Origin of the sequence: Leifsonia sp. SIMBA_070 (genome assembly GCF_046534635.1) — a bacterium.
Classification (GTDB): Bacteria; Actinomycetota; Actinomycetes; order Actinomycetales; family Microbacteriaceae; genus Leifsonia.
Genome location: NZ_JAWRYK010000001.1, coordinates 293477 through 314207, shown reverse-complemented (window position 1 = coordinate 314207; position 20731 = coordinate 293477). Strand labels below are relative to the sequence as shown.

The following is a 20731-nucleotide window of genomic DNA, read 5'->3' as shown; positions in this document are numbered from 1 at the left end:
CACTACCGGATTCGGAGGTCAAATGGCAGTTTCGCGACTGGATCATTACCAGACTTGTCGCTTTACCGACGGTATCGGCACTCAACGATTCGGATTTCGCACCTCGCTCTGGTTAGGATGGCCCGATCCCGACTGAGCGAAGGAGCTCGCGTGTCCCCCACTCCCGCATCCACGTCCCTGCGGCGATCCCTGGGCCTCTGGGCGATCGTCGGACTGGGTCTCGGCTACATGACGCCGATGACCGTGTTTGACACATTCGGCATCGTCACGGGCGAGACCAACGGCGTCGTCCCGTCCGCCTACCTCGTCGCCCTGGTCGCCATGGTGTTCACCGCGATCAGCTACGGCCGGATGACGCGGGTCTATCCCTCGGCGGGCTCGGCCTACACCTACGCGTCGGAGACCATCCACCCCAACGTCGGATTCCTGGTCGGGTGGTCATCGCTGCTCGACTACCTGCTGCTGCCCCTGGTCAACGCACTCATCGTGCGGCTCTACCTCGAGTCGTTCTTCCCCGCCGTGCCCGGTTGGATCTGGGTCGTCGGCTACGTCGCGGTCATCACCGCGATGAACCTGTTCAGCATGTCGTCGACGTCGCGCGTGAACGGCATCCTCGTCGTCTTCCAGATCGTGCTGATCGCGGTGTTCGTGGTCCTGACCTGGACGGCCTTGAACGCGGGCGCCGGCACCGGCACCCCCTTCAGCCTGACGCCGCTCCTCCACACCGGCGTCCACCTCGGTGCGGTGATCGGAGGCGCCACCGTCGTCTGCTTCTCGTTCATCGGCTTCGACGCGATCACCATGTACACCGAAGAGGCGAAGGATGCGCGGACCGTCCCCCGGGCGATCGTGCTCGCGCTGATGATCGGCGGGGCCATCTTCTTCGTCGCCGCCTGGTTCGCGCAGTCGCGCTTCCCGACCCTGGCCGGCTTCCACTTCACCGACGACACGCTCCCGGAGATCGCGCTCAAGACCGGCGGGCTGCTGTTCCAGATCCTGTTCATCTCCGCGGCCGTCGCCGCGGCCGTCGCCTCCAGCCTGGCCTCCCACGCCAGCGTCTCGCGGATGATCTACGTGATGGCCCGCAACGGCAGCGGTCGCATCTCCCGCACCCTCGGCTCCGTGCACCCGCGCTTCCGCACTCCGTCGATCGCCGTGCTGCTGGTCGGTGCGGTGTCGCTGCTCGCCGCCGCGTTCACCCTCGAGTTCGTCTCGTCGATGATCAACTTCGGCGCCCTGATCGCCTTCACGGTGGTGAACGCGACCGTCATCATCCACTTCGCGCTCCGCCGGAAGGAGCGCCGCGGGTTCCGCCAGATCGCACGGAACATCGTCCTGCCGGCGATCGGGATGCTGCTCACCGGAGTGCTCTGGGCGAACCTGCACCTGGATGCGCTCGGCTACGGCGTCGTCTGGCTGACGATCGGCATCATCACACTCGTGGTCGTCACGCGGGCCTTCCGCAGGCCGTTGCGCGTGAAGCTGGACGAGGACGGTGACGCCGCCATCATCACCCGCGAGGGCGCGCCGTCGGAGGCTGCGCGCTGACATCGCCGGCCGCGCGGGACTCGTTGGTCTCGCGGGCCTCCTTGGACTCGTTGGCCTCGCGGGCCTCGCGGGCCTCGCGGGCCTCGTGCGCCGCGAGGTGCCCGAGGATCGCGGCACCGCCGCTGATCGCAGCCGCGAGACCCAGCGGAAGCGCGATGTGCACCCGCAGCAGCGCCGCCCCGACGAGTGCACCGAGGGCGATGAGCGCCACCGCGCCGGCCCGCCGGCGCCACGGCTGACCGGAGCCCCCGGCGAGTCGCGAGTCTGCGGCGAGGCCGGTGAGTGTGGAGGTGACCACCACGGTCGTCACGTCCTTCACCGCCAGGTGCCGGGCGACGGCCGCCTGGAACCCCATCGCGGCGGCGAGCAGGGTCGTGATCGCCAGTTCCCAGGGCTTCGGGGGCACTCCCCCGGTGAGCAAGGTCGTGACCGTGAGGACGGCGAGCGCGCCGGCCACCGCGGTGAACGACCAGCTGGTGCGAGTGTTCCACCCGGTCGACTCGCGACGGAGGGTCCGACCGCCGATCACAGCCCCGGCCATGAACGCGAACAGCGCGATCAGCGGCCCGACCCACGGCAGCCCTTCGGCGCCGACGAGCGCCATCCCGAGCACGACGACGTTGCCGGTCATGTTGCCGGCGAAGACCTTGTCGAGCCCCAGGTAGCCGACGGCGTCGACGATCCCGGTCGAGAAGGTGAGCGCCAGCATCAGCGCCAGGGTGAGGTCGCGCTGTCGTCGTGTGTCGGTGTTCATGGGGTCTCCTCGGCGGGTTGCGTCCCTACCAGGTTCGCACCATTTCGAGGAGCATCACTCCGGTCAGGAGCGTCGGCGCCTCACCACGCGGACGGTGCTACCGGCGAGGAGGAGTGCCAGCGCGAGTATCCAAGGCACGACGGGCAGGTCCGACCCGGTGTCCGGCAAGGTCTGCCCGGGGCCGCCCGCGGCGGCCGTGATCGGGGCGACCGGTGATGTTGCGGGCAGGGTCGTCGGCGGGGCCGCACTCCTGAGTGTCACGGTCGCGCCGGCCTGCGGCGTCGTCAGACTGCCGGTGGGCGACGCGGCCGTTGCAGTGGCCGTGTTGATCACGGCGCCGAGAGCGACATCCGCGGCCGTCACCGCGTAGTGCGCTGTCGCGGTCGCCGTCTGGCCGGGGAGCAGGGTCCCCGGCGCGGCGGGCCACGTCACGGTGACAGGCGACAGTCCCGCCATCGCGTCGTGGATGGTCACGTCGGTCAGGGTGGTGTCGCCCGTGTCGGTCAGGGTGAAGGTGTACGTCACCGCATCCCCCGAGGCTGCCGGATCGATGATGGTCCGGTCGGCGACCTTGGTCAGCATGAGCCCCGGCGTCTGGGCGAGCGGGGTGTCCGTCGACGCCGGAAGAGCGTCCACCCGGTCGTTCGCGGGGTCCGTTCCCCTGGCTGTCGCCGTGTTCGGCACGTGCCCCACATCGATGTCCTCCTGGGTGATGGGATAGGCCGCCGCCGCGGTCACTGTCTCACCCGGCGCCAAAAGGCCGGGAGCTCCGGGCCAGGAGTACGAGATAGGGGACAAGCCGGGCAATGCGTCGCTCAGGCTGACGCCTGCGAGGTCCGTGCCGCCCGAGTTCGTCGCGGACAGGTGATACGTGATGACATCTCCCGCCTTCGGCGGTGCGGACAGAGCGCCCGCATCGGCCGTCTTCGTCAGGGTGAGCGCGGCCTGCGTCAGGAGCGGCGTGGTCGTGGAGGCGTCGGAGGTCACTGGTGCCCCGGAAGGCGGCGTACCGCTCGCCTGAGCGGAGTTGGCGACCAGCCCGGCGTCGATGTCGGCCTGCGTGATGGGATAGCTCGCCGTGGCCGTCACGGTTTCGCCGGCAGCCAGTGTGCCGGGCGTGCCGGGCCACGTGTACGTCAGCGCGCTGAGGCCCGCCAGCGGGTCGTCGATCGTGACGTCCGTCAGCGTGACGTCACCAGCGTTGGTCGCGCTGAAGCTGTAGGCGATCGGGGCGCCGGGCGTCACCGGGACGGGCACTCCGGAGGCATCGGCCGTCTTGGTCAGAGACAGCAGCGGGACCGTCACCAGAGGGGTGTCCGTCGCGGCCTGGGGCGAGCTCACGTCTCCGCCCGCTGCCGACGTCCCCGCAGCCGTCGCCGTGTTGCCGACGTGTCCCGCGTCGAGATCCGCGCCCGTGATCGGGTAACTCGCCGTGGCCGTCGCCGATTGCCCGGGCGCCAGCACTCCGGCTGCGCCCGGCCAGCTGTACTGGAGGGCGCTCAGCCCGGAAAGCGGATCGGTCACGGAGACCCCGGTCAGCGTCAGGTTGCCCGTGTTGCTCACGGTGAAGGTGTACACGATGGGGTCGCCCGGCTGGGCTGGCGACGATAGGCCGCTGGAGTCGGCCGACTTGCTGAGGGCGAGTGCCGACGCGTCGACGACCGGGATGGAGAGGGCGGCGGGCTCCGATCGGACGGCTGCTCCTCCGGCGGTCGGAGTTCCAGCGGCTACCGCGGAATCGCTCACGGAACCGTTGTCCACGTCGGCCTGCGTCGCTGTGTATGTCGCGGCGCAGGTGGTCGACGCGCCCGGAGCGAGCGTCGTGGTCTGACAGGTGACCGGCGTGAGGTTCGCCTGGGTGGAGGGAGCGCCCACCGTATCCGCGACGGAGACCCCGGTCAGCGACGTGTTCCCGCTGTTCGTCACCGTGAACGTGTACGGGATCTGCTCTCCGGCAGCGGCGACCGCCGTCGTCGTGGACGATTTGGCGATGGTGAGAGCGGGCGCTGCGGCCGTCTGGATGCCGGTGCGCGAGGACTCCGCAGGCGACATGAGCGCGGTTCCCGCCGTCGCCGTCGCTCCGACGGAGTTCCAGGCGACCACTCCCGATTCCGCGGCCGGTGTGCTGACGGTGACGGGGATAGTGATCGAGTGCGTGCCCGCTGCAGCAGCAACGCTGATCGTTCCCGCGTACGTGAACTTGAGCGCCGTGGTGGAGGACAACGGCGAGGGAGGGGTCGTCGTCCAGTCGTTCGTGCACCCGGGGTTGGTCGGAAGCAGGTCCGGCCGGCACGGATTGACCGAGGTGGAGTACCAGACGGTGACGCCCGCAGGCGCCGGTCCCACTCCTGTCAGTGCGACCGCGAATCCCGACCCTCTCGGTGCCGCCGAGGTGGCATCGGTGTCGCCGGGAGCGGGCAGGAGGTCGACCAGCTCGGGGTTCGTGAGGTTCGACTGCCCGGTGTTGGTGAAAGTGATGCCGTAGGTCGCCGAGCCGCCGCTCGGACTGACGGTCCCGATCCCGCCCGGCGGCACCACTCCGGCATCCCTGTCGCCCTGCACCGTCTTGTCGATGGAGAACGCCGGGTTCACCGGTGCCACGCTGAGCGGCGCCGATGCGCCGCAGTAGTTGTTCGCCAGCGGGGAGCCGTTGGCGCGCAGGTCGGGGTCGGCGGGCGGGTCGACCGGAACGGTGCTGCTGTCGGAGCAGCCGTTGATCGGGCCGCCGTAACCGATGGTGGTGTCATTCTGATATGTCCCCGCGCATCCCGCGCCGAGATTCATCGTGACGGTGCCGCCCATCAGGTTGTACGACCCCGGACTGGTGACCGTACCGGCCGGGACGATCCACCGATAGAGCGTCCGGCCGGTTCCGTTGTAGTTCGTGACAACGGTCGCGGTCAACGGGACGCTGGTGAAGCTGGGGCCGCCCGCAACCCGGTTCTGGATGGTGAAGGTCTGTGTCAGGCCGGTGGCGATCGTCGCGCCGACTGGCGCGAGATAGTCGTAGTACACCGCCTGCGACGGCGCTGTGGAGATCTCCAGCTGGCTCGAGCCCGCACCGCTCGTGCTGACGAATTCCGTGCACCCGCCGGTGTTCGCCGCGGTCAGCACGGCGTTGATCACCGTGCCGCTGGGTTCCACCAGAATGCTGTTACTCGCGAGCTCCTGGGGCACCAGGGGCGCGCCGGACCCGACCACGTAGGCGTTCGCCGTCACCGTGTTCTTCAGCAGCGACGGGCCGGTCGCAGCAGGCGACGCGTAGCCGGCCATGCGCAGAGTCATGGCGGAATTCGAGTTCGCGCCCTCTTCCGGGAACGCGGGGAAATCCAACTCCGAAACGGCGGGTGACGCCGGGATGACCCAACCCCCCGCTCCAACGCTGTACGCCACCGACCCGGTCGTCCCGTCGGCGTAGAGCAGGCTGACGATGTCCGCTGCCGTCGGTGCGAATCCGGTGGCGGTCACGATCGTGGGGATGAAGGCCGGATGCGCACAGGCCGTCCCGACAGAGGGCGACGAATAGATGGACCCCGCGAAGTCGTCCAGGCAGGGAAGCGGGTCCTGCACGGCGAAATCGGCACCGGAGTCGACGCCGTTCGTCGTCAGGACGATCGGATAGGTCGCCTCCGTCCCGGTCGCCTGCCAATTTCCGGGGAACGTGTACGGATATCTCAGGCCGTCGGGCGGGAAGCGGTACTGCCCACCGTTGGGCAGGGCCGTGGTCGTCGCCTGCTTGGCGAGGAAGGGATCGGGCACCAGCGGGACCACGGTGAGGGTGACGGGACCGGCGGAGGACGTGCCGGTGGTCCCGTCCAGATAGGTGAAGGACGATGTGACGGAGTTGCTGATCGTGGTGCCCGGTGCGTCGGGCACTCCGTTCGTGCTCGCGGTCCCGTTGACGAAGATCGCGATGGGCTGGCTCGACTCGCACACGGGCGCCGTCTGAGTGTAAGTGAGGGTGTTGGACGGAGCATCGAAGGTGATGGTCCCCATCGCCGAGAGGCCGCCGGACGTGGTGTAGCCGGTGACGGTGAAGTTCGCGGGGAGGTGATCGGTGATGGTCAATGCCGTCACCCCGGTCGTGCCGAATCCCCAGAAGCAATTGAACGTCAGCACGAACTGATCCGTGGCACCGGTACCGACATTGGTCGACTGTGCAGACTTCCCGACGGTCGCATTCTTGGTCGCGGTCACGTTCAGGGTCGCCGACGATCCGGTCGAGGAGGTGAAGTTCGTGCCGCTCACCGTCGGGGTGAGGGTGGCCTGCGCACCGTTCAGCGTCGTGTAGTCGGGCGGTGTCACGGTGATGGTGCATTGGTCGCTCCCCGTCGGGACCGTCCCATACGTGTATGTGACGGAACCGGCAGCGGCCGTCTCGGTCACGCCTGCGCACGAGGATGCGCCGAACCACGACCCGAAATCGCTGGTCGCACCGTCTCCGGTGATCGTCGTCGTGGGGAACGCCACCGTCGTGCCGGCGCACCCCCCGGTGACGCTGCACGAGAGCGCCAGCGTGTACGTCACGGGTGTTCCGCTCGGGACGGTGGTCGACGTGGGGGTGATCGCCACCGTCGCTCCGCCTGCGGCGTCTGCGGCGGTGCCGGTGAGGGCGACGCCGGCCAGCACGAGCGCCAGAGCTGCCAGCCCCGCGAATGCGCGCTGCAGCCGTTGAACCACTCTCCGCTGAGATATCACCGTGAACCACCAATCAGATCGCAGGCGGGGCCGCTTGAAGAACCCCAGGATCGCGCCGAGTGGAGCGGCGCCGAAAGACACCGACGGTCACGACGCGTGCCCCTCACTCAGGTAGACGAAGCAGTCTGGCAAATCATGACGCGTACGCGAACGGCGGTCGGCATCCGAGCACCGATCCGGGCAAGGATCTGAGAGAAAGCTGTGCGCACAGGCAGCTACCGTGTAGGCTGGTGCGAACCCGACCGTGCGAGACTCCTCGTTCGCCGGGCCTGGACGGCACCTCGCCCCCACTATCCGACATCCCCGACTCCCCCTCCATCGGGAGCGGCGATCGTCCCGCCTCACGGCGAGAAGGTTTCACCATCATCACCCACACGCGGCCCACGGCCGCACTGGTCTGTAGTCGATCGGACAACAGCGTCCAAATCGACGACGACTCCGCACATGGTCTGCTGCGACCCGCACCGACCGACCGCCGCCCTCTCCGCGGCGCCCATGAACGTCCGCGCCCGATCGGGCGCGGCGAACGGGGCCGAGCATTCGGCTCCCAGAACAAGAAAAAGGAAAAAACGATGGCTCAAGGCACCGTCAAATGGTTCAACTCGGAAAAGGGCTTCGGCTTCATCGCCCCGGATGACGGCAGCGCCGACGTCTTCGCCCACTACAGCGAGATCGCTTCCAACGGAGGCTTCCGCAACCTCGACGAGAACCAGAAGGTCGAGTACGACGTCGCCCAGGGACCGAAGGGTCCCCAGGCTGCGAACATTCGCCCCCTCTGATGGCCGCGGTGCCCGGCTGGAAACGGTCGGGCACCTCGCCGCCAACACCCAGCAAGCGCGCTTACGCTTGCCACATCTCGGGCATCTGCCCACACCTCGGCTGTGAAGTCGGCTTGACACAGCGGAGGAATGCATGACCACAGCCACCCTCGGTCCCGTGCGACGAACGCAAGCGCGAACGGGAGACCGACCCGCTGTCACCAGCACCTACAACGAGCTGCTCGGGCGCGTCCGCGCCGAGGGCCTGCTGGAGCGGCGCCGCGGCTTCTACATCGCCGTCTTCTCCCTCCTCGTGATCGGCCTGGCCGGCGCTGCCGCCGGTTTCGTGCTGCTCGGGGACTCCTGGTTCCAGCTCCTCATCGCCGCCGCTTTCGGTCTGCTGTTCACGCAGCTCGCCTTCGTGGCCCACGAGGCCTCCCACCGCCAGGTGTTCGCCTCGGGTCCGAGCAACGACCGCGCCGGACGCTTCATTGCCACCTGGCTGGTCGGCATGAGCTATCAGTGGTGGATGACGAAGCACACCCGTCACCACGCCAACCCGAACACGGTCGGCAAAGATCCGGACATCGCGTTCGACACCGTCTCGTTCCTCGAAGAGGATGCCGCCAAGCAGCGCGGCCTGATGGCGATCATCACCCGACGCCAGGGCTACCTCTTCTTCCCGCTGCTCCTCCTGGAGGGCGTCAACCTCCACGTGACCTCGATCCGCTCGCTCCTGGCGCCCGGACCGGTCGACCGGCGCGCCGGCGAGCTCGTCGCCATCGCCGTCCGGCTCTCCGTCTACGTCGGCATCGTCTTCCTGATGCTCCCGGTCGGGATGGCATTCGCGTTCCTCGGCGTTCAGCTGGCCGTCTTCGGCCTCTATATGGGCGCGTCCTTCGCCCCCAATCACAAGGGCATGCCGATCCTCCCGGCCGGCACCCGCGTCGACTTCCTCAACAAGCAGGTCCTCACCTCCCGCAACATCCGCGGCGGCTGGACGATGAGCGCCCTCATGGGCGGCCTCAACCACCAGGTCGAGCACCACCTGTTCCCGAGCATGCCGCGGCCGCACCTGCGCCGGGCACGCCTCCTCGTGCGCGAGCACTGCCGCACCTACGACATCCCGTACACCGAGACGGGCCTGGTCAACTCGTACCGGATCGTCATCCGGTACCTCAACCGGGTCGGGCTCGCTGCCCGCGACCCGTTCGACTGCCCGGCGGCGCAGCAGTTCCGTCGGGCGTAAACGTTCCCGTCTACGCCGTCACCCCCCGCCGTCGAGTACACAAAAATTGCACGCCCAGGACCCCTGGAGCGTGCAATTTTTGTGTACTCGACGGTGGGGGGTGCGGAGGGGGTGCGGGAGGGTGCGGGGTGGGGGGGACCGGGTGAAATGACCCCCGTACGGGTGTCCGCACTTTTGGGGACAGACCCCTATGCTGAGGGGAACCCGCGGGAACCCGAAACTCCGGCGGGCGTTGTGCCACTGTCAGTCGTCCCCAGAGGGCGGCAACCTTACCCGTATATTGGTTGCGTTCGGTGGCGTGCTGGGGGGAACGTGCCCGCGCGCGCGGACGCCGTGTGGAAAGTACCCGAACTTCCATGTTGCGAAAGCTCAGTCCTGTCATTTCCGGTCAGCTCCTGACCGCCCTGAACGATGTTCCGGCAGGAGGCTGGATCGCCATCACCTCCCGCACCCTGCCACCGCAGCCGCGGCTCGTGCCGACCGGCGCCTCCATCGAGGACCTGGCGGAGGCGCTCTTCGAGTCCGTCCCCGTCAGCGACCGCGCTGCCGCCCCTCTCGTGGGCTGGCTCGCGGACGCCGACGATGACGCCGCCCTCGACGCGTTCTTCACCGTCCAGGGGGCCGCACGGGACGCCGAGCGCCGCGTGCTCGAGATGGGGAGGCTCACCGAGCTCCCCGAGAACCCGTGGCATGACGCGAGCGCCATCATCACGGTCGACTCGTCCGTGGACTTCGCGTTCTTCGTGTGCGTGGGTCAGGGCGAGCACGCAGCCGCCCCGCTGTTCACCGCAGCGCGCCGCCTCGCCGCCTGAGCGACGAGCCGGCCGCGCCGCTGTTCACCGCAGCGCGCCGCCTCGCCGCCTGAGCGACGAGCCGGCCGCGCTGCGGCTCAGCGCGCGTCGGCCGGCGGGGTCGGCTCACCGAGCGACAGCATCAGCCGGTTGGCCCAGTTGAAGAAGGCGGCGCCGTTGATCGCGTCGATGATGGCGACGTCGTCGAGGCCTGCCTCGCGCAGCGCGCGCACGTTCTCCGGACCGAACTCGCCGGGGATGCGCGTCAGCGCGACGGACGCGTCGATCACGGCACGCCACTGCGGGTCGTCCTGCCGCGCCTCCGTGCCCTCGTCGAGCAGGCGCTGGACATCTTCCGGCCGCTTCGACTTGTGGCTGGCGAACCGGGAGTGCACCGAGGCGCAGAAGATGCAGCCGTTGGTGCGCGAGGCCGCCGCCGCGGAGAGTTCGCGCAGCGCGCGGGTCAATCCGCCCTTCTCGTTGTAGAAGATGTCGTTGTCCGTGCGGGTGCGCGCCCCGAGGATGTCCGGGTCGCGGACCAGCAGGCGGAAGTACGGGCTGTTCGCGCGTCCCTTGTCGACGAGGCCCTCGTAGTGCCGCTCGGTCAGCTCGTCGAGCGGCAGCGGCTCGAGCCACGCCTCCCAGCCGAGCTCCTCCTGCGTGAAGACGTTGGGCGCCTGGAACGTGTGCTGGATGACCGTCTCGCTCATGCGAGCTCCCCTTTCAGGACGGTGAGGCCCGCGACGACGCGGAGCTGGAAGCTGAGGAACGCGACGAGCTGCGAGAGCGTCACGATGCCGGTGGTGGACCAGCCCGCGTCGAGCAGCGCCTGGATGGCGTCGGCCGAGGAGTCGCGCGGCCGGTAGACGAGCAGGTGCGTGTGGGCGAGCGCGACAGCGAGCCGCGGCCCGACCGTCGCGGCGAGCGCCGCGTCCGGCGCCCAGATCAGCCCGGCGACGTTCTCGACGGTGAGCGGACCCTCCGGGTACTCGCCGTACGGGCCGCTCGTCACCGCGCCGGGGAGGGCGCTGTCGAGCGCAACGGCGAGCGTCGCATCCTCGGCGGCGAGCAGCTCACGGTAGTACCCGGAGGTGGGCGACTGGGACAGCGCGACCGTCCAGTAGGCGAGCGCGAGCCGCTCCCGCTGGCTGACGTGCTCCAGCTCGTCCGAGCGGAAGAGGGCGTCGAAGCTGGCCTGGGCGTTGGCGCGCGCGTTCGGCCGCTGGTCGCGCAGGGCGTCGAGGGCGTCGCCGGGGGCGATGCCGACGAGCCGGTCGATGACGTCGGTCACAGGGTTCCTTTCGTGAGGACGGGCTCTCGGACGTGGTCGGGCGACCAGCCGAGCAGGTCGGGGGCCACCCGCGTGGCGATGAGTTCGAGCGACCGGAGCACCGCGTCGTGCGTCGGGTCGATGGGGTGCGGCTGGAAGGCGACGTCGGTCGCCCGCGCGAGGACGCCGTCCTTCTGCAGCGACGCCAGCACCTGCTCGGCGGTTCCGACGTGGACGTCGAGCCACTCCAGCAGCTCCGTGTCCGACACACCCTCCGGCACCTCGATGTGCTGCGAGCGCAGGTAGCCCGCACTTCGTTCGATGCCGCGCTGGATCCAGCGCTGTGCGTCCTCCGCCGTGTCGACGACGAGCGCCGAGCGGGAGGCGAGGATGCGCGGCTCGACGCCGTCGGGCAGCGCGGCGAGGTAGGCGTCCACGATGCCCTCCTGCAGTTCGGGCGAGGTCGGGCCGTCCCAGGTCTGTCGCGGCTGCGTGCGGGACAGCATCAGCCCGTTGCCGCGCCGGCCGATCCGCTCCGCGCCTCCGGCGGAGAAGGTGGCCTCCCAGATCCTGCCGAGCAGGTCGGGTGCGGCCGGGTACAGCCTCCCGGCGTCGGAGGTCAGCACGTCGCCGCGCAGTGCACTCACGAGGAGTTCGCGGTGCCGGTCGTAGATGGCGGCGCGGTCTGCGGACTCCAGACCGAACGGCGGGAACGACGAGGGCGTCCCGCCGGAGCCGATCCCCAGCTCCAGCCGGCCGTCGGAGAGCAGCTGCAGCACGGCTGCGTCCTCCGCCACCCGCAGCGGCGCCTCGAGCGGGAGGGTCACGATGCCGGTGGCGAGGTGGATGTGCGACGTGCGCGCCGCCGCCTGCGCGAGCAGCACGAAGGGCGACGGCAGGCCGCCTTCGTCCTCGTGGAAGTGGTGCTGCGCGACCCAGACCGAGTCGAGCCCGAGCTCCTCGGCCCGGACGAACTGGTCGAGCGCGTTCCGGTACCGCTGCAGGGCGGTCCCGTCGTCGAGGAGCCGGGTGAAGAATCCCAGCCGGATCCGTCCGTCCGAGGAGGTCGTCACTGTCTACACTGCCTTTCCGAGGTAGGCCTCTTGGATTTGCGGGTCGTCGAGCAGCTCGCGCGACGTCCCCTGGAGCACGATGGCACCGGTCGCGAGCACGTAGCCGCGGGAGGCGATGGAGAGCGCGAGCTCCGCCTGCTGCTCCACGAAGAGCACGGCGACGCCGAGCTCCCGGTTGATGCGGACGATCTCGTCCAGCACCTGGTCGACGAGTTTCGGCGACAGGCCCATCGTCGGCTCGTCCATGCAGACGAGCCGCGGCCTGCTCATCAGCGCCCGCGCGAACGCGAGCATCTGCTGCTCGCCGCCGGAGAGCGTCCCCGCCTGCTGCTTGCGGCGCTCGGCGAGGCGCGGGAAGTGGGTGCGCATCCGGTCGAGGTCTTCGGCGACGCCCGCCTTGTCGCGACGCGTGTACGCACCGGCGATGAGGTTCTCGTCGACGGTCATCTCGGGGAAGACCCGCCGGGCCTCCGGAACCGACGCGATTCCGGCACGCACCCGCTTCCGGGTGGACGCGTGGGTGATGTCTTCGCCGGCGAACCGGACGGTTCCGGACTTCGGCCGCACCAATCCGAGGATGGTCTTCATCGTGGTCGACTTGCCGCTGGCGTTGCCTCCGAGCAGCGAGACGATCTCCCCCTCCCCGACGGTGAGCGAGCTGCCGCGGAGGGCGTGGAACGGCCCGTAGTAGACGTTGACGTCGTCGAGGGCGAGCAGCTCGGTCATACCAGGTCCACCCCTCCGAGTCCGCGGCGCCGGCCGAGGTACGCCTCGACGACCGCGCTGTCGCGGCGGACCTCCTCCGGGCGTCCCTGCGCGATGATGCGGCCGCCGTCCATCACGATCACCCGGTCGGAGACGGTCATCACCAGGTCGAGCTTGTGCTCCACCAGCAGGATGGTCTGGCCGGCCGCCTTCAAATCGAGCAGCTGCTGCAACACCTCGGCGGTCTCGGACTGGTTCATCCCGGCGGTCGGCTCGTCGAGCACGAGGAGCTTCGGGTTCAGCGCCAGAGCACGAGCGATCTCGGTGCGGCGCCGGTTGGCGTAGCTGAGCGAGTAGGCGGGGTCGTCGCGGCGCGGGCCGAGGCGGGCCTCGAACCGGTCGATCTCGGTCTCGATGACCGCGTCGATCCGCTTCTGCTCGCGGCGGGAGGAGGGCGTGCCGACGATCGCGATGTACAGCTCGGCGAGCAGCGGGATCCAGCGCAGCAGGAAGACGTTGGACAGCCTCCGGAACGGCCGGTTCGCCTGCAGCGTCGAGTGGAGGCCCACCTCGATGTTGTCGGCGACCGAGAGCGTCGCGAAAACACGCCCGTTCTGGAACGTGCGGGCGATCCCGTGCTCGGCGATCCGGGCGCTGTCGGCCCGCTCGATCTGCTCTCCCTCCAGGGCGATGGTTCCGCCGTTCGGGCGGAGGGTCCCCGTGATCAGGTTGAGGGTCGTGGTCTTGCCCGAGCCGTTCGGCCCGATGATGGACACCACCTCGCCACGGCCGACCGTGAACGAGATCTTGTCGACGGCCGCGAGGCCCTCGAAGTGCCGCTCCAGGTCGCGGACCTCCAGCAGTGCGTCGCTCATGCGTTCCTCACCAGGACCCCTCCCGGCCGGAACCGCACCACCAGGATGAGGACCAGGCCGTAGACGATGATGCGCAGCTCCGGGGTGAAGCGGAGCAGCTCCATCGCGCCGATCAGCACGATCGCGCCGACGACGGCGCCGTACGGGAGGCTGATGCCGCCCAGGATGACGATGGTCACCACCAGCAGCGACATGAGCATCGTGAAGATGGTCGGATCGATGTACGTGTACTGGTGCGCGAGGAGCGAGCCCCCGATCCCGGCGAAGAACCCGGAGACGGCGAAGGCCAGCGCCTTGTAGTTGCGGCCGCGGACGCCGGAGGCCAGAGCAGCCACCTCGTCGGAGCCGACGGACGAGATGACCTTCCCCAGATGCGAGGAGCGCAGCCTCCACATCACCAGCAGGGTGACCGCGAGCGCGGCGAAGTCGATCAGGTAGTACGCCTGCGGGGTGTTCAGCGGCGTCCCGAACCACTCCGGCACGGGGATGTTGTAGAGCCCCTGCGGCAGCACCAGCTGGATGACCGCGACGATCGCGATGCCGAGACCGAGGGTGGCGATCGAGATGTAGTGCCCCTTCACGCCCCAGATCGGCGAGGCGAGGATGGAGGCCACCACGGCCGCCGCGATCCCGGCGAGGGGCAGCGCCACCCAGAACGGGAAGTGGAGGTAGAGCGTCAGCAGCGCGGACGCGTACGCGCCGATGGCGATCGGGCCGGCCTGCCCGAGCGCGAGCACGCCCGCCTGCCCCGCCGTGACCGTGAAACCGGCGGCGATGACCGCGTAGATCAGCACCTGGGTCCCGGTGGTGAGCACGTAGTCGTTCGCGAACAGCGGGATGACGACGCCCGCGACGACGAAGGCGACCAGCCACACCCAGCGCGGGATGCGGATCGGGCGCCCCTTGCCGAGGAACGTGCCGGTCAGCGGCTCTGTGGAGATCAGCGGCACCTTGCCGAGCAGACCGCCCGGCCGGACGATCAGCACCACGATCAGGATGACGAAGACCACGATCTCGCGGGCGGTGTCGCCGAAGAAGTGGATGCCGAACGCCTCCAGAATGCCCAGCACGAACCCGCCGATGACGGCGCCGACGAGCGATCCGAGACCGCCGAGGGTCGCTGCGACGAACGCCGTCAGGCCGACATCGAGTCCTGAGTTCGGGTTGGCGACGCCGACGTAGAGCGCGATGAACACGCCGGCCAGACCGCCGAGGGCGGATGCGATGACGAAGGAGACGTGCTGCACCTGGCCGACGGGGATGCCCATCTGCAGCGCGGCCTCCTGATCCTGAGCCGTCGCGCGGATGGCGCGGCCCACCTTTCCGTACTTGAGGAAGAGCGTCATCACGACCATGATCAGCGCCGTCGTCCCCAGCATCACCAGGTCGGAGGTGCCGAACCGCATGTTCCCGATGTGCAGGTTGGAGGTCGGCAGCACATCCGGGAAGACGCGGAACTGCGCCGTGAACGCGATCTGGGAGGCGTTGTCGAGGATCTGCGAGACGGCGTAGGTGGACAGCATCGCGGCCAGCGGCAGGAACTTCGCCAGCGGCCGCACCACCGAGATGTTGATGATGAGGCCGAGCGCACCGCAGATCAGCAGCACGGCGACGAGGGCCAGCCAGAACGGGAGGCCGATCTTCACCACGAAGAACCAGGACAGCATGGCGCCCAGCCCGAAGAACGAGAACTGGGCGAAGTTGACGACGTTCATGACGCCGAAGACGAGGGAAATGCCGACCGCTCCGAGGGCGTAGACGTTCCCTCGGAGCAGGCCGGCGATCAGAGTGTCGAGCATGATGTGCGTGTCAGCGGCGGGTCAGCCCTTGTACGCGACCCACTTCCCGTCCTTGAGGATGCTCGGAGTGAGCTGCGGCGAGGCGACCCGGCGGGTCGACTGGTCGAAGGTGATCTTCCCGTAGACCACGCTCGGGACGTCCTTGACCTTCTTGAACCCGGCGAGGATGCCCGCACGGTCGGTGCCGCCGATCTTGGCGGCCGCGACAGCCACGTTCAGCGCATCGTAGGCGCCGGCCTCGAAGCCGGTGACCTCGGTCTCCTGCGGGTACTTCTTCTTGAACGCCTTGACGAAGGTCTGCACCTCGGTCGCGGGGTTGGTCGCCAGGAACTCGGCGCCGTTGATCGCGCCCTCCGCATCCTTCGTCCCGTCGAACGACTGCTCGTCCTGGCCGCCGTAGAAGGTGCCCTTGTAGCCGATCGCGCGCAACTGGGTGACGATCTTGGCGGCGTCGGGGCCGTAGCCGATGTGGACGAACGCCTTCGGCTTGTCGGCGACCGCCTTCGTCAGCGACGGACGGTAGTCGTCCGAAGTGTCGAGCACGCCCTCGGCGTCGGTGATCTTCAGGCCGACCTTCTTGGCCTCCGCCTTGAAGGCGTTGAACGCCGGGATGCCCCAGTCGGCCGTGTTCAGGTAGCTGACGCCGACCGAGTCGATGCCCTGCTTCTTGATGTAGTCCGCGGTCCACGTGTAGGTGGCGCTCGTGGTGATCGAGGTCGACCACTGGTACTGCGTGCCCTTGGCGGTGAAGTCGGGGTTCGAGTTGTTGAACCCGTACTGCACGAGCTTGCCGGCGGTGTAGATCGGGGAGGCCGGGATGGACGCGGCCGACGAGTAGTCGCCGAACACCAGGCTGACGCTGTCGTCGCCGACGAACTTCTGAGCGACCGCGACCGACTGCTTCGGGTCGGACTGCGAGTCCTCGTACTTCAGCTGCACGGGGTGGCCGTTGATACCGCCCTTGGCGTTGACCTCCTCGACGGCAAGGTCGAAGGCCTCCTTGAACTGCTCGCCGTACTGCGCGTACTGGCCGGTCGTGGCAGAGGAGACGCCGAAGTAGACGGGGCTCTTCGATGAGGAGGAGCCGGTGGAGGCCGACGAGCCCCCGGCGCAGGCGACGAGCCCGGCGACGGTGAGAGCGGCGACGGAGGCGAGGGCGGCGCCCCGCAGGAATGTCTTCATGGCTGTGTCCTTCACATCGGGCTGAGGATGACGCGGTGGGTGCGTCGCCGAGATTAGGACTGCAATGCGGGCATTCGCACCCTCCACCGTCACATTCGGTAGCGATGCTCAATAACCGTCACAAAGGTTGCGATCGGGGTGCGTCTGGGCGTAGGGAGGTCCCGGGCAATATTCTCCACATCTTCGCGACCGGGTGGTTGCGCCAGCCGTAGCCCGGCACGGTGATCGCCCGGAGCACCTGCAGCGCCTCCACCCGTTGCTTGCCCATCCGGGCCCGGTCCAGTACGCGCACGCTCCGCGCGAACGACGGGTACGGGAGGAACGTCTGCACGGCGCCCACCGTACGCGCCTATTCCCGCTGTGACCGGACGCGCCAGACCCTAGAAAATCGGCGCGAATGGTGCAAATCATGAGGTATGCAGAAGTTGTACTACGCGGGGGGACACATCTTCCTCGACGACGACGTCTGCGACGCGCTCGTGATGTACGCGCGAGCCCTCGCGGACGTGAACAAGTCCGACCTGGTCACTGTTCCGGCGCTCTCCGACGAGGGGATGCAGGGGCGGACCCGGCTCCTGATCGGCCCGGCCAGCCAGCTGTTCGCAACGCCGGCCCTGGACCGGGGAGCCGACCTGAGCGACGCCGAGGCAGTGGAATCGATGCGCGATAAGACGGTGCACCTGCAGCCGTCCCGTCCGGTCTTCGAGGAGAACCCCGAGACCGCGGACGAGCAGTTCGAGTAGCCCGTCGGAAGCCGAGGGAGAGATGGGAACCCTGTTCTACGGCGCCGGCCGCCTGGCGATCACGTTCGACGACCGCGTCCTCGCTCACCTGCAGCTCGCGGTGTCGACGAAACTGCGGCGCCAGGAGACGTTCATGCTGAACTGGCGCGACAACGAGAGCGTCGGGGACGGCCGGAGTGCGGTGTGGATCGGGCCGCAGACCGACCTCCACTTCAAATACTCGGGCAGCCGATTGCCCGAGATCAACCCGGAATGGGTGAGCGCGCTGGTGGTATCCGCCTCCACGCCCCTCGGGCTGCAGCTGCTCGACGAGGGCAGCCTCGACGTCCCGCCGAGCACCCGGAACGGGTCGCGCCGCACCGGGTCGGCGCGTTAGTCCCTGCCACCTCCCCCGCCACGGGCCACCGTCAGTTCGGTCCTGGCGGGTCGCCCTCCCGGACCGCTAGCGTTGGCGTGCGCCAGTCGTTCCGCAGCACTCCTCCACAGCACACGGTCACCACCCCGGGAGGAACCATGGGCACTGTCACCACGTCAGACGGTATCGAGATCTTCTACAAGGACTGGGGAAGCGGTCAGCCGATCGTCTTCAGTCACGGCTGGCCGCTGTCGGCCGACGATTGGGACACCCAGCTGCTGTTCTTCCTGCAGCACGGTTACCGGGTCGTCGCCGCGGACCGGCGCGGTCACGGCCGCTCCACCCAGACCGGCGAGGGCCACGACATGGACCACTACGCCGCAGACCTGCGCGCCGTGGTCGAGGAGCTGGACCTGCACGACGCCATCCACGTCGGCCACTCGACCGGCGGCGGCGAGGTCGCGCACTACATCGCCACCTACGGTGAGGACCGGGTGGCCCGAGCGGTGCTGATCAGTGCCGTGCCTCCGATCATGGTGCAGACCGAGAGCAACCCGGGCGGCCTCCCGAAGAGCGTGTTCGACGACCTCCAGGCGCAGCTGGCGAAGAACCGGTCCGAGTTCTACCGGGCTCTCCCCTCCGGACCGTTCTACGGTTTTAACCGGCCGGGTGTGGAGTCGTCCGAGGCGATCATCGAGAACTGGTGGCGTCAGGGCATGATGGGCGGCGCGAAAGCGCATTACGACGGGATCGTCGCGTTCTCGCAGACCGACTTCACCGAGGACCTGAAGAAGATCACGGTCCCGGTCCTGGTCATGCACGGCGAGGACGACCAGATCGTGCCCTACGCGGACTCCGGTCCGCTCTCGGCGAAGCTGGTGCAGAACGGGACGCTGAAGTCGTATCCGGGATTCCCGCACGGGATGCCGACGACGCAGGCGGACACGATCAACGCCGACCTGTTGGAGTGGCTGCAGTCGTAGCCGGTCGGCGCGGAGGAGGTTCCGGCTCCTTTATTCAGGAATCGACCTCCGTTATTCAGGAATCGGCCTCCTTTATTCAGGAGAATCCGCACCGCAGGTGCTCCCCCGACCTGTTCTCAGGAGAATCCGGGGGTTCAACGCGCGATTCTCCTGAATATAGGAGCAGGGCAGGCAAGTGCCAGATCCCCTGAGAACAGGACGCCTCAGCGGAAGGTGTCGCGCGATGCGGGCGCACCCGCGGCCTCGCCGATGGCGTCCCCCGACGCGGCGAGGGTGGCGAGCATGCGCAGCTTCTGCTCGCTCTCGCTGCCCGCGTCGGCGTAGTAGACGACGAGGATGACGCCCTCCACGGGGAGCTTGTCCCGGTGGAGGCGCAGCTCGCCGACGACCGGATGGTCGACCACGGTCGAGCCGCCCTCCAGCGTTCGGACGTCGTGCCGCGACCAGAGCGCGCGGAACCGCTCGCTGGAGATCGCCAGCTCACCGACCAGCTCGACGAACCGCGGATCGTCACCGTCGTCGCCGATGGTCGCGCGCAGGGACGCGACGAAGCCGGCCGTCGACCCCTCCCAGTCACGGTGGAACGCCTGCTCCTCCGGGTCGAGCATCAGCGAGCGGAGGCGGTTCTCGCCCGGGCGCAGCCGCGGCGAGAAGGCGACGGCCAGCTCGTTGGAGGCCAGCACGTCGAACGCGCGCCCCTCGATGAAGGCCGGAAGGTTGATGGTCGCGAGCAGCTGGTGCAGCCGCTCGGGCACGCGCTCCGGCTTGCGGCGGCGCGGCGCCCGCGGGCGCGGTGACCCGAGGCCGAGCAGGTAGGTGCGCTCCACCTCGTCCAGCTGGAGCACGCGAGCGAGCGCCTCCAGCACTTGGAGTGACGGATGCGCGTCCCGTCCGCGCTCCAGCCGCAAGTAATAGTCGGCGCTGATTCCGGCCAGCATCGCGACCTCCTCCCGCCGCAGCCCGGGCACGCGCCGGTTGTCGCCGACCGGGAGGCCGACCTGCGCGGGCGTGACGAGGTCGCGGCGCGCGCGCAGGTACGCTCCGAGCCGGTTCGCGTCGCCCTCCGTCGTCATGCCTCCACGCTAATACTGCCGACGACAGCGTGAGGGGGTCCTGCCGGACCCCTGTCTCACCGGGGCACTCCCGCCCTGTTCCTGGCGGCCGAAGACTGGTCGCACAAGGACGAAAGGAACACTCCATGAACCTCAACGGACGCACTGTTTTCATCGCCGGCGGCACCTCTGGAATCGGCCGCGAGCTGGCCCGTCGCTTCCGCGACGCCGGAAGCCAGGTCGTCGTCGGCGGCCGGAACGCCGGCGCCCTCGACGCTCTCCGCGAGGACGGCTTCGACGCGGTCAGCATCGACGTCACCGACGCAGCCTCAGTCTTCGGCGCGCGGGATGCCGTGCTCGTCGCCCATCCCGACCTCGACACGGTGGTGACCATGTCCGGCGTCATGATGCTCGAGGACCTGCGCGACCCCTCGCACTTCGAGGTGACGGAGGCGAGTGTGCAGACCAACCTGCTCGGCACCATCCGCGTGATCGACGCCTTCACCCCGCACCTGATCGAGCGCGGGTCCGGCGCCTTCATCACCGTCACCTCCGGCATCGCCTTCCTGCCGTTCCCGCCGATGGCGAGCTACGCCGCCTCCAAGGCCGGGGTGCACGCGTACTCGGAGGCCCTGCGCGTCCAGCTCGCCGACACGGGCGTGGAGGTGGTGGAGCTGGTGCCGCCGGCCGTCGCGACCGGAGGCCAGGAGAGCGTCAACCCGCACGCCCTGCCGCTCGACGCCTTCGCCACCGAGGTGATGGACCTGCTCGCCACCGACCCGACGCCGAAGGAGATCCTGGTGCAGGGCGTCCAGATGCACCGCTGGGCCGAGAAGAACGGCACCTACGACGACCTCGTCGCCCAGCGGGCGCGGATGCTCGCCGGGCGGTGAGCA

General features: G+C 68.9%; 19 protein-coding genes. 8 read left to right on the top strand and 11 right to left on the bottom strand.

What is annotated here, in order from left to right; all coding sequences use genetic code 11:
- Positions 1 to 150: 150 nt before the first annotated feature.
- Positions 151 to 1548 (top strand): APC family permease, encoded by a 1398-nt coding sequence (locus SB754_RS01405; RefSeq protein WP_410780568.1) that lies wholly within the window; start codon positions 151 to 153, stop codon positions 1546 to 1548.
- On the opposite strand, the gene SB754_RS01400 is transcribed toward SB754_RS01405, so the two are convergent.
- Entirely contained in the window at positions 1511 to 2302 is a 792-nt protein-coding gene (locus tag SB754_RS01400; protein ID WP_410780567.1) for a YoaK family protein, read from the bottom strand. The genes SB754_RS01405 and SB754_RS01400 overlap by 38 nt on opposite strands.
- A gap of 63 nt (positions 2303 to 2365) precedes the next feature.
- Positions 2366 to 6982: a beta strand repeat-containing protein gene (locus tag SB754_RS01395; protein ID WP_410780566.1), complete on the bottom strand. Its 4617-nt coding sequence runs from the start codon at positions 6980 to 6982 to the stop codon at positions 2366 to 2368.
- 590 nt (positions 6983 to 7572) lie between these two features.
- On the opposite strand from SB754_RS01395, the gene SB754_RS01390 reads away from it, so the two are divergent.
- The 3 genes from SB754_RS01390 (at position 7573) to SB754_RS01380 (ending at position 9819) form a co-directional block, all read left to right on the top strand.
- Positions 7573 to 7779, top strand: coding sequence for a cold-shock protein (locus tag SB754_RS01390; protein ID WP_410780565.1), 207 nt, complete (start codon positions 7573 to 7575; stop codon positions 7777 to 7779).
- A gap of 133 nt (positions 7780 to 7912) precedes the next feature.
- Complete coding sequence (locus tag SB754_RS01385; protein WP_410780564.1) at positions 7913 to 9007, top strand: fatty acid desaturase family protein; 1095 nt, start codon at positions 7913 to 7915, stop codon at positions 9005 to 9007.
- 356 nt (positions 9008 to 9363) lie between these two features.
- A complete protein-coding gene (locus SB754_RS01380; protein ID WP_410780563.1) occupies positions 9364 to 9819 on the top strand; it encodes a hypothetical protein in 456 nt (151 codons plus the stop codon).
- 77 nt (positions 9820 to 9896) lie between these two features.
- Here the strand turns inward: SB754_RS01380 and SB754_RS01375 are convergent, their stop codons facing one another.
- The 8 genes from SB754_RS01375 to SB754_RS01340 form a co-directional block, all read right to left on the bottom strand.
- Positions 9897 to 10508 (bottom strand): alkylhydroperoxidase domain protein, encoded by a 612-nt coding sequence (locus tag SB754_RS01375; protein ID WP_410780562.1) that lies wholly within the window; start codon positions 10506 to 10508, stop codon positions 9897 to 9899.
- Positions 10505 to 11089 (bottom strand): CMD domain protein, encoded by a 585-nt coding sequence (locus SB754_RS01370; RefSeq protein ID WP_410780561.1) that lies wholly within the window; start codon positions 11087 to 11089, stop codon positions 10505 to 10507. Before SB754_RS01370 ends, SB754_RS01375 begins: the two co-directional genes overlap by 4 nt.
- Positions 11086 to 12141 carry a putative FMN-dependent luciferase-like monooxygenase gene (locus SB754_RS01365; protein WP_410780560.1) on the bottom strand — a complete coding sequence of 352 codons (1056 nt, stop codon included), beginning with the start codon at positions 12139 to 12141 and terminating at the stop codon, positions 11086 to 11088. Before SB754_RS01365 ends, SB754_RS01370 begins: the two co-directional genes overlap by 4 nt.
- 3 nt (positions 12142 to 12144) lie before the next feature.
- A complete protein-coding gene (locus SB754_RS01360; RefSeq protein WP_410780559.1) occupies positions 12145 to 12867 on the bottom strand; it encodes an ABC transporter ATP-binding protein in 723 nt (240 codons plus the stop codon).
- Complete coding sequence (locus SB754_RS01355) at positions 12864 to 13721, bottom strand: ABC transporter ATP-binding protein (protein ID WP_410780558.1); 858 nt, start codon at positions 13719 to 13721, stop codon at positions 12864 to 12866. The genes SB754_RS01360 and SB754_RS01355 overlap by 4 nt, the downstream gene beginning before the upstream one ends.
- The gene (locus SB754_RS01350; protein ID WP_410780557.1) at positions 13718 to 15520 is read right to left on the bottom strand and encodes an ABC transporter permease; all 1803 of its coding nucleotides are present in this window, start codon (positions 15518 to 15520) and stop codon (positions 13718 to 13720) included. Before SB754_RS01350 ends, SB754_RS01355 begins: the two co-directional genes overlap by 4 nt.
- 21 nt (positions 15521 to 15541) lie before the next feature.
- Positions 15542 to 16702, bottom strand: a complete 1161-nt coding sequence (locus tag SB754_RS01345) for an ABC transporter substrate-binding protein (protein WP_410780556.1) — start codon at positions 16700 to 16702, stop codon at positions 15542 to 15544.
- A 118-nt stretch (positions 16703 to 16820) separates the two neighbouring features.
- Positions 16821 to 17042 (bottom strand): pyrimidine dimer DNA glycosylase/endonuclease V, encoded by a 222-nt coding sequence (locus SB754_RS01340; protein WP_410780555.1) that lies wholly within the window; start codon positions 17040 to 17042, stop codon positions 16821 to 16823.
- 76 nt (positions 17043 to 17118) lie between these two features.
- Between SB754_RS01340 and SB754_RS01335 the strand changes: the two genes are divergently transcribed.
- From SB754_RS01335 to SB754_RS01325, 3 genes are all read left to right on the top strand, one after another.
- Positions 17119 to 17445, top strand: coding sequence for a hypothetical protein (locus SB754_RS01335; protein WP_410780554.1), 327 nt, complete (start codon positions 17119 to 17121; stop codon positions 17443 to 17445).
- A gap of 22 nt (positions 17446 to 17467) precedes the next feature.
- A complete protein-coding gene (locus tag SB754_RS01330) occupies positions 17468 to 17821 on the top strand; it encodes an ATP-dependent DNA ligase (protein ID WP_410780553.1) in 354 nt (117 codons plus the stop codon).
- A gap of 137 nt (positions 17822 to 17958) precedes the next feature.
- Positions 17959 to 18783, top strand: coding sequence for an alpha/beta fold hydrolase (locus tag SB754_RS01325; protein ID WP_410780552.1), 825 nt, complete (start codon positions 17959 to 17961; stop codon positions 18781 to 18783).
- Positions 18784 to 18986: 203 nt separating this feature from the next.
- Here the strand turns inward: SB754_RS01325 and SB754_RS01320 are convergent, their stop codons facing one another.
- Positions 18987 to 19856 carry a helix-turn-helix transcriptional regulator gene (locus SB754_RS01320; RefSeq protein ID WP_410780551.1) on the bottom strand — a complete coding sequence of 290 codons (870 nt, stop codon included), beginning with the start codon at positions 19854 to 19856 and terminating at the stop codon, positions 18987 to 18989.
- Between the two features lie 125 nt (positions 19857 to 19981).
- Between SB754_RS01320 and SB754_RS01315 the strand changes: the two genes are divergently transcribed.
- Entirely contained in the window at positions 19982 to 20728 is a 747-nt protein-coding gene (locus tag SB754_RS01315) for an SDR family oxidoreductase (RefSeq protein ID WP_410780550.1), read from the top strand.
- Positions 20729 to 20731 lie beyond the last annotated feature (3 nt).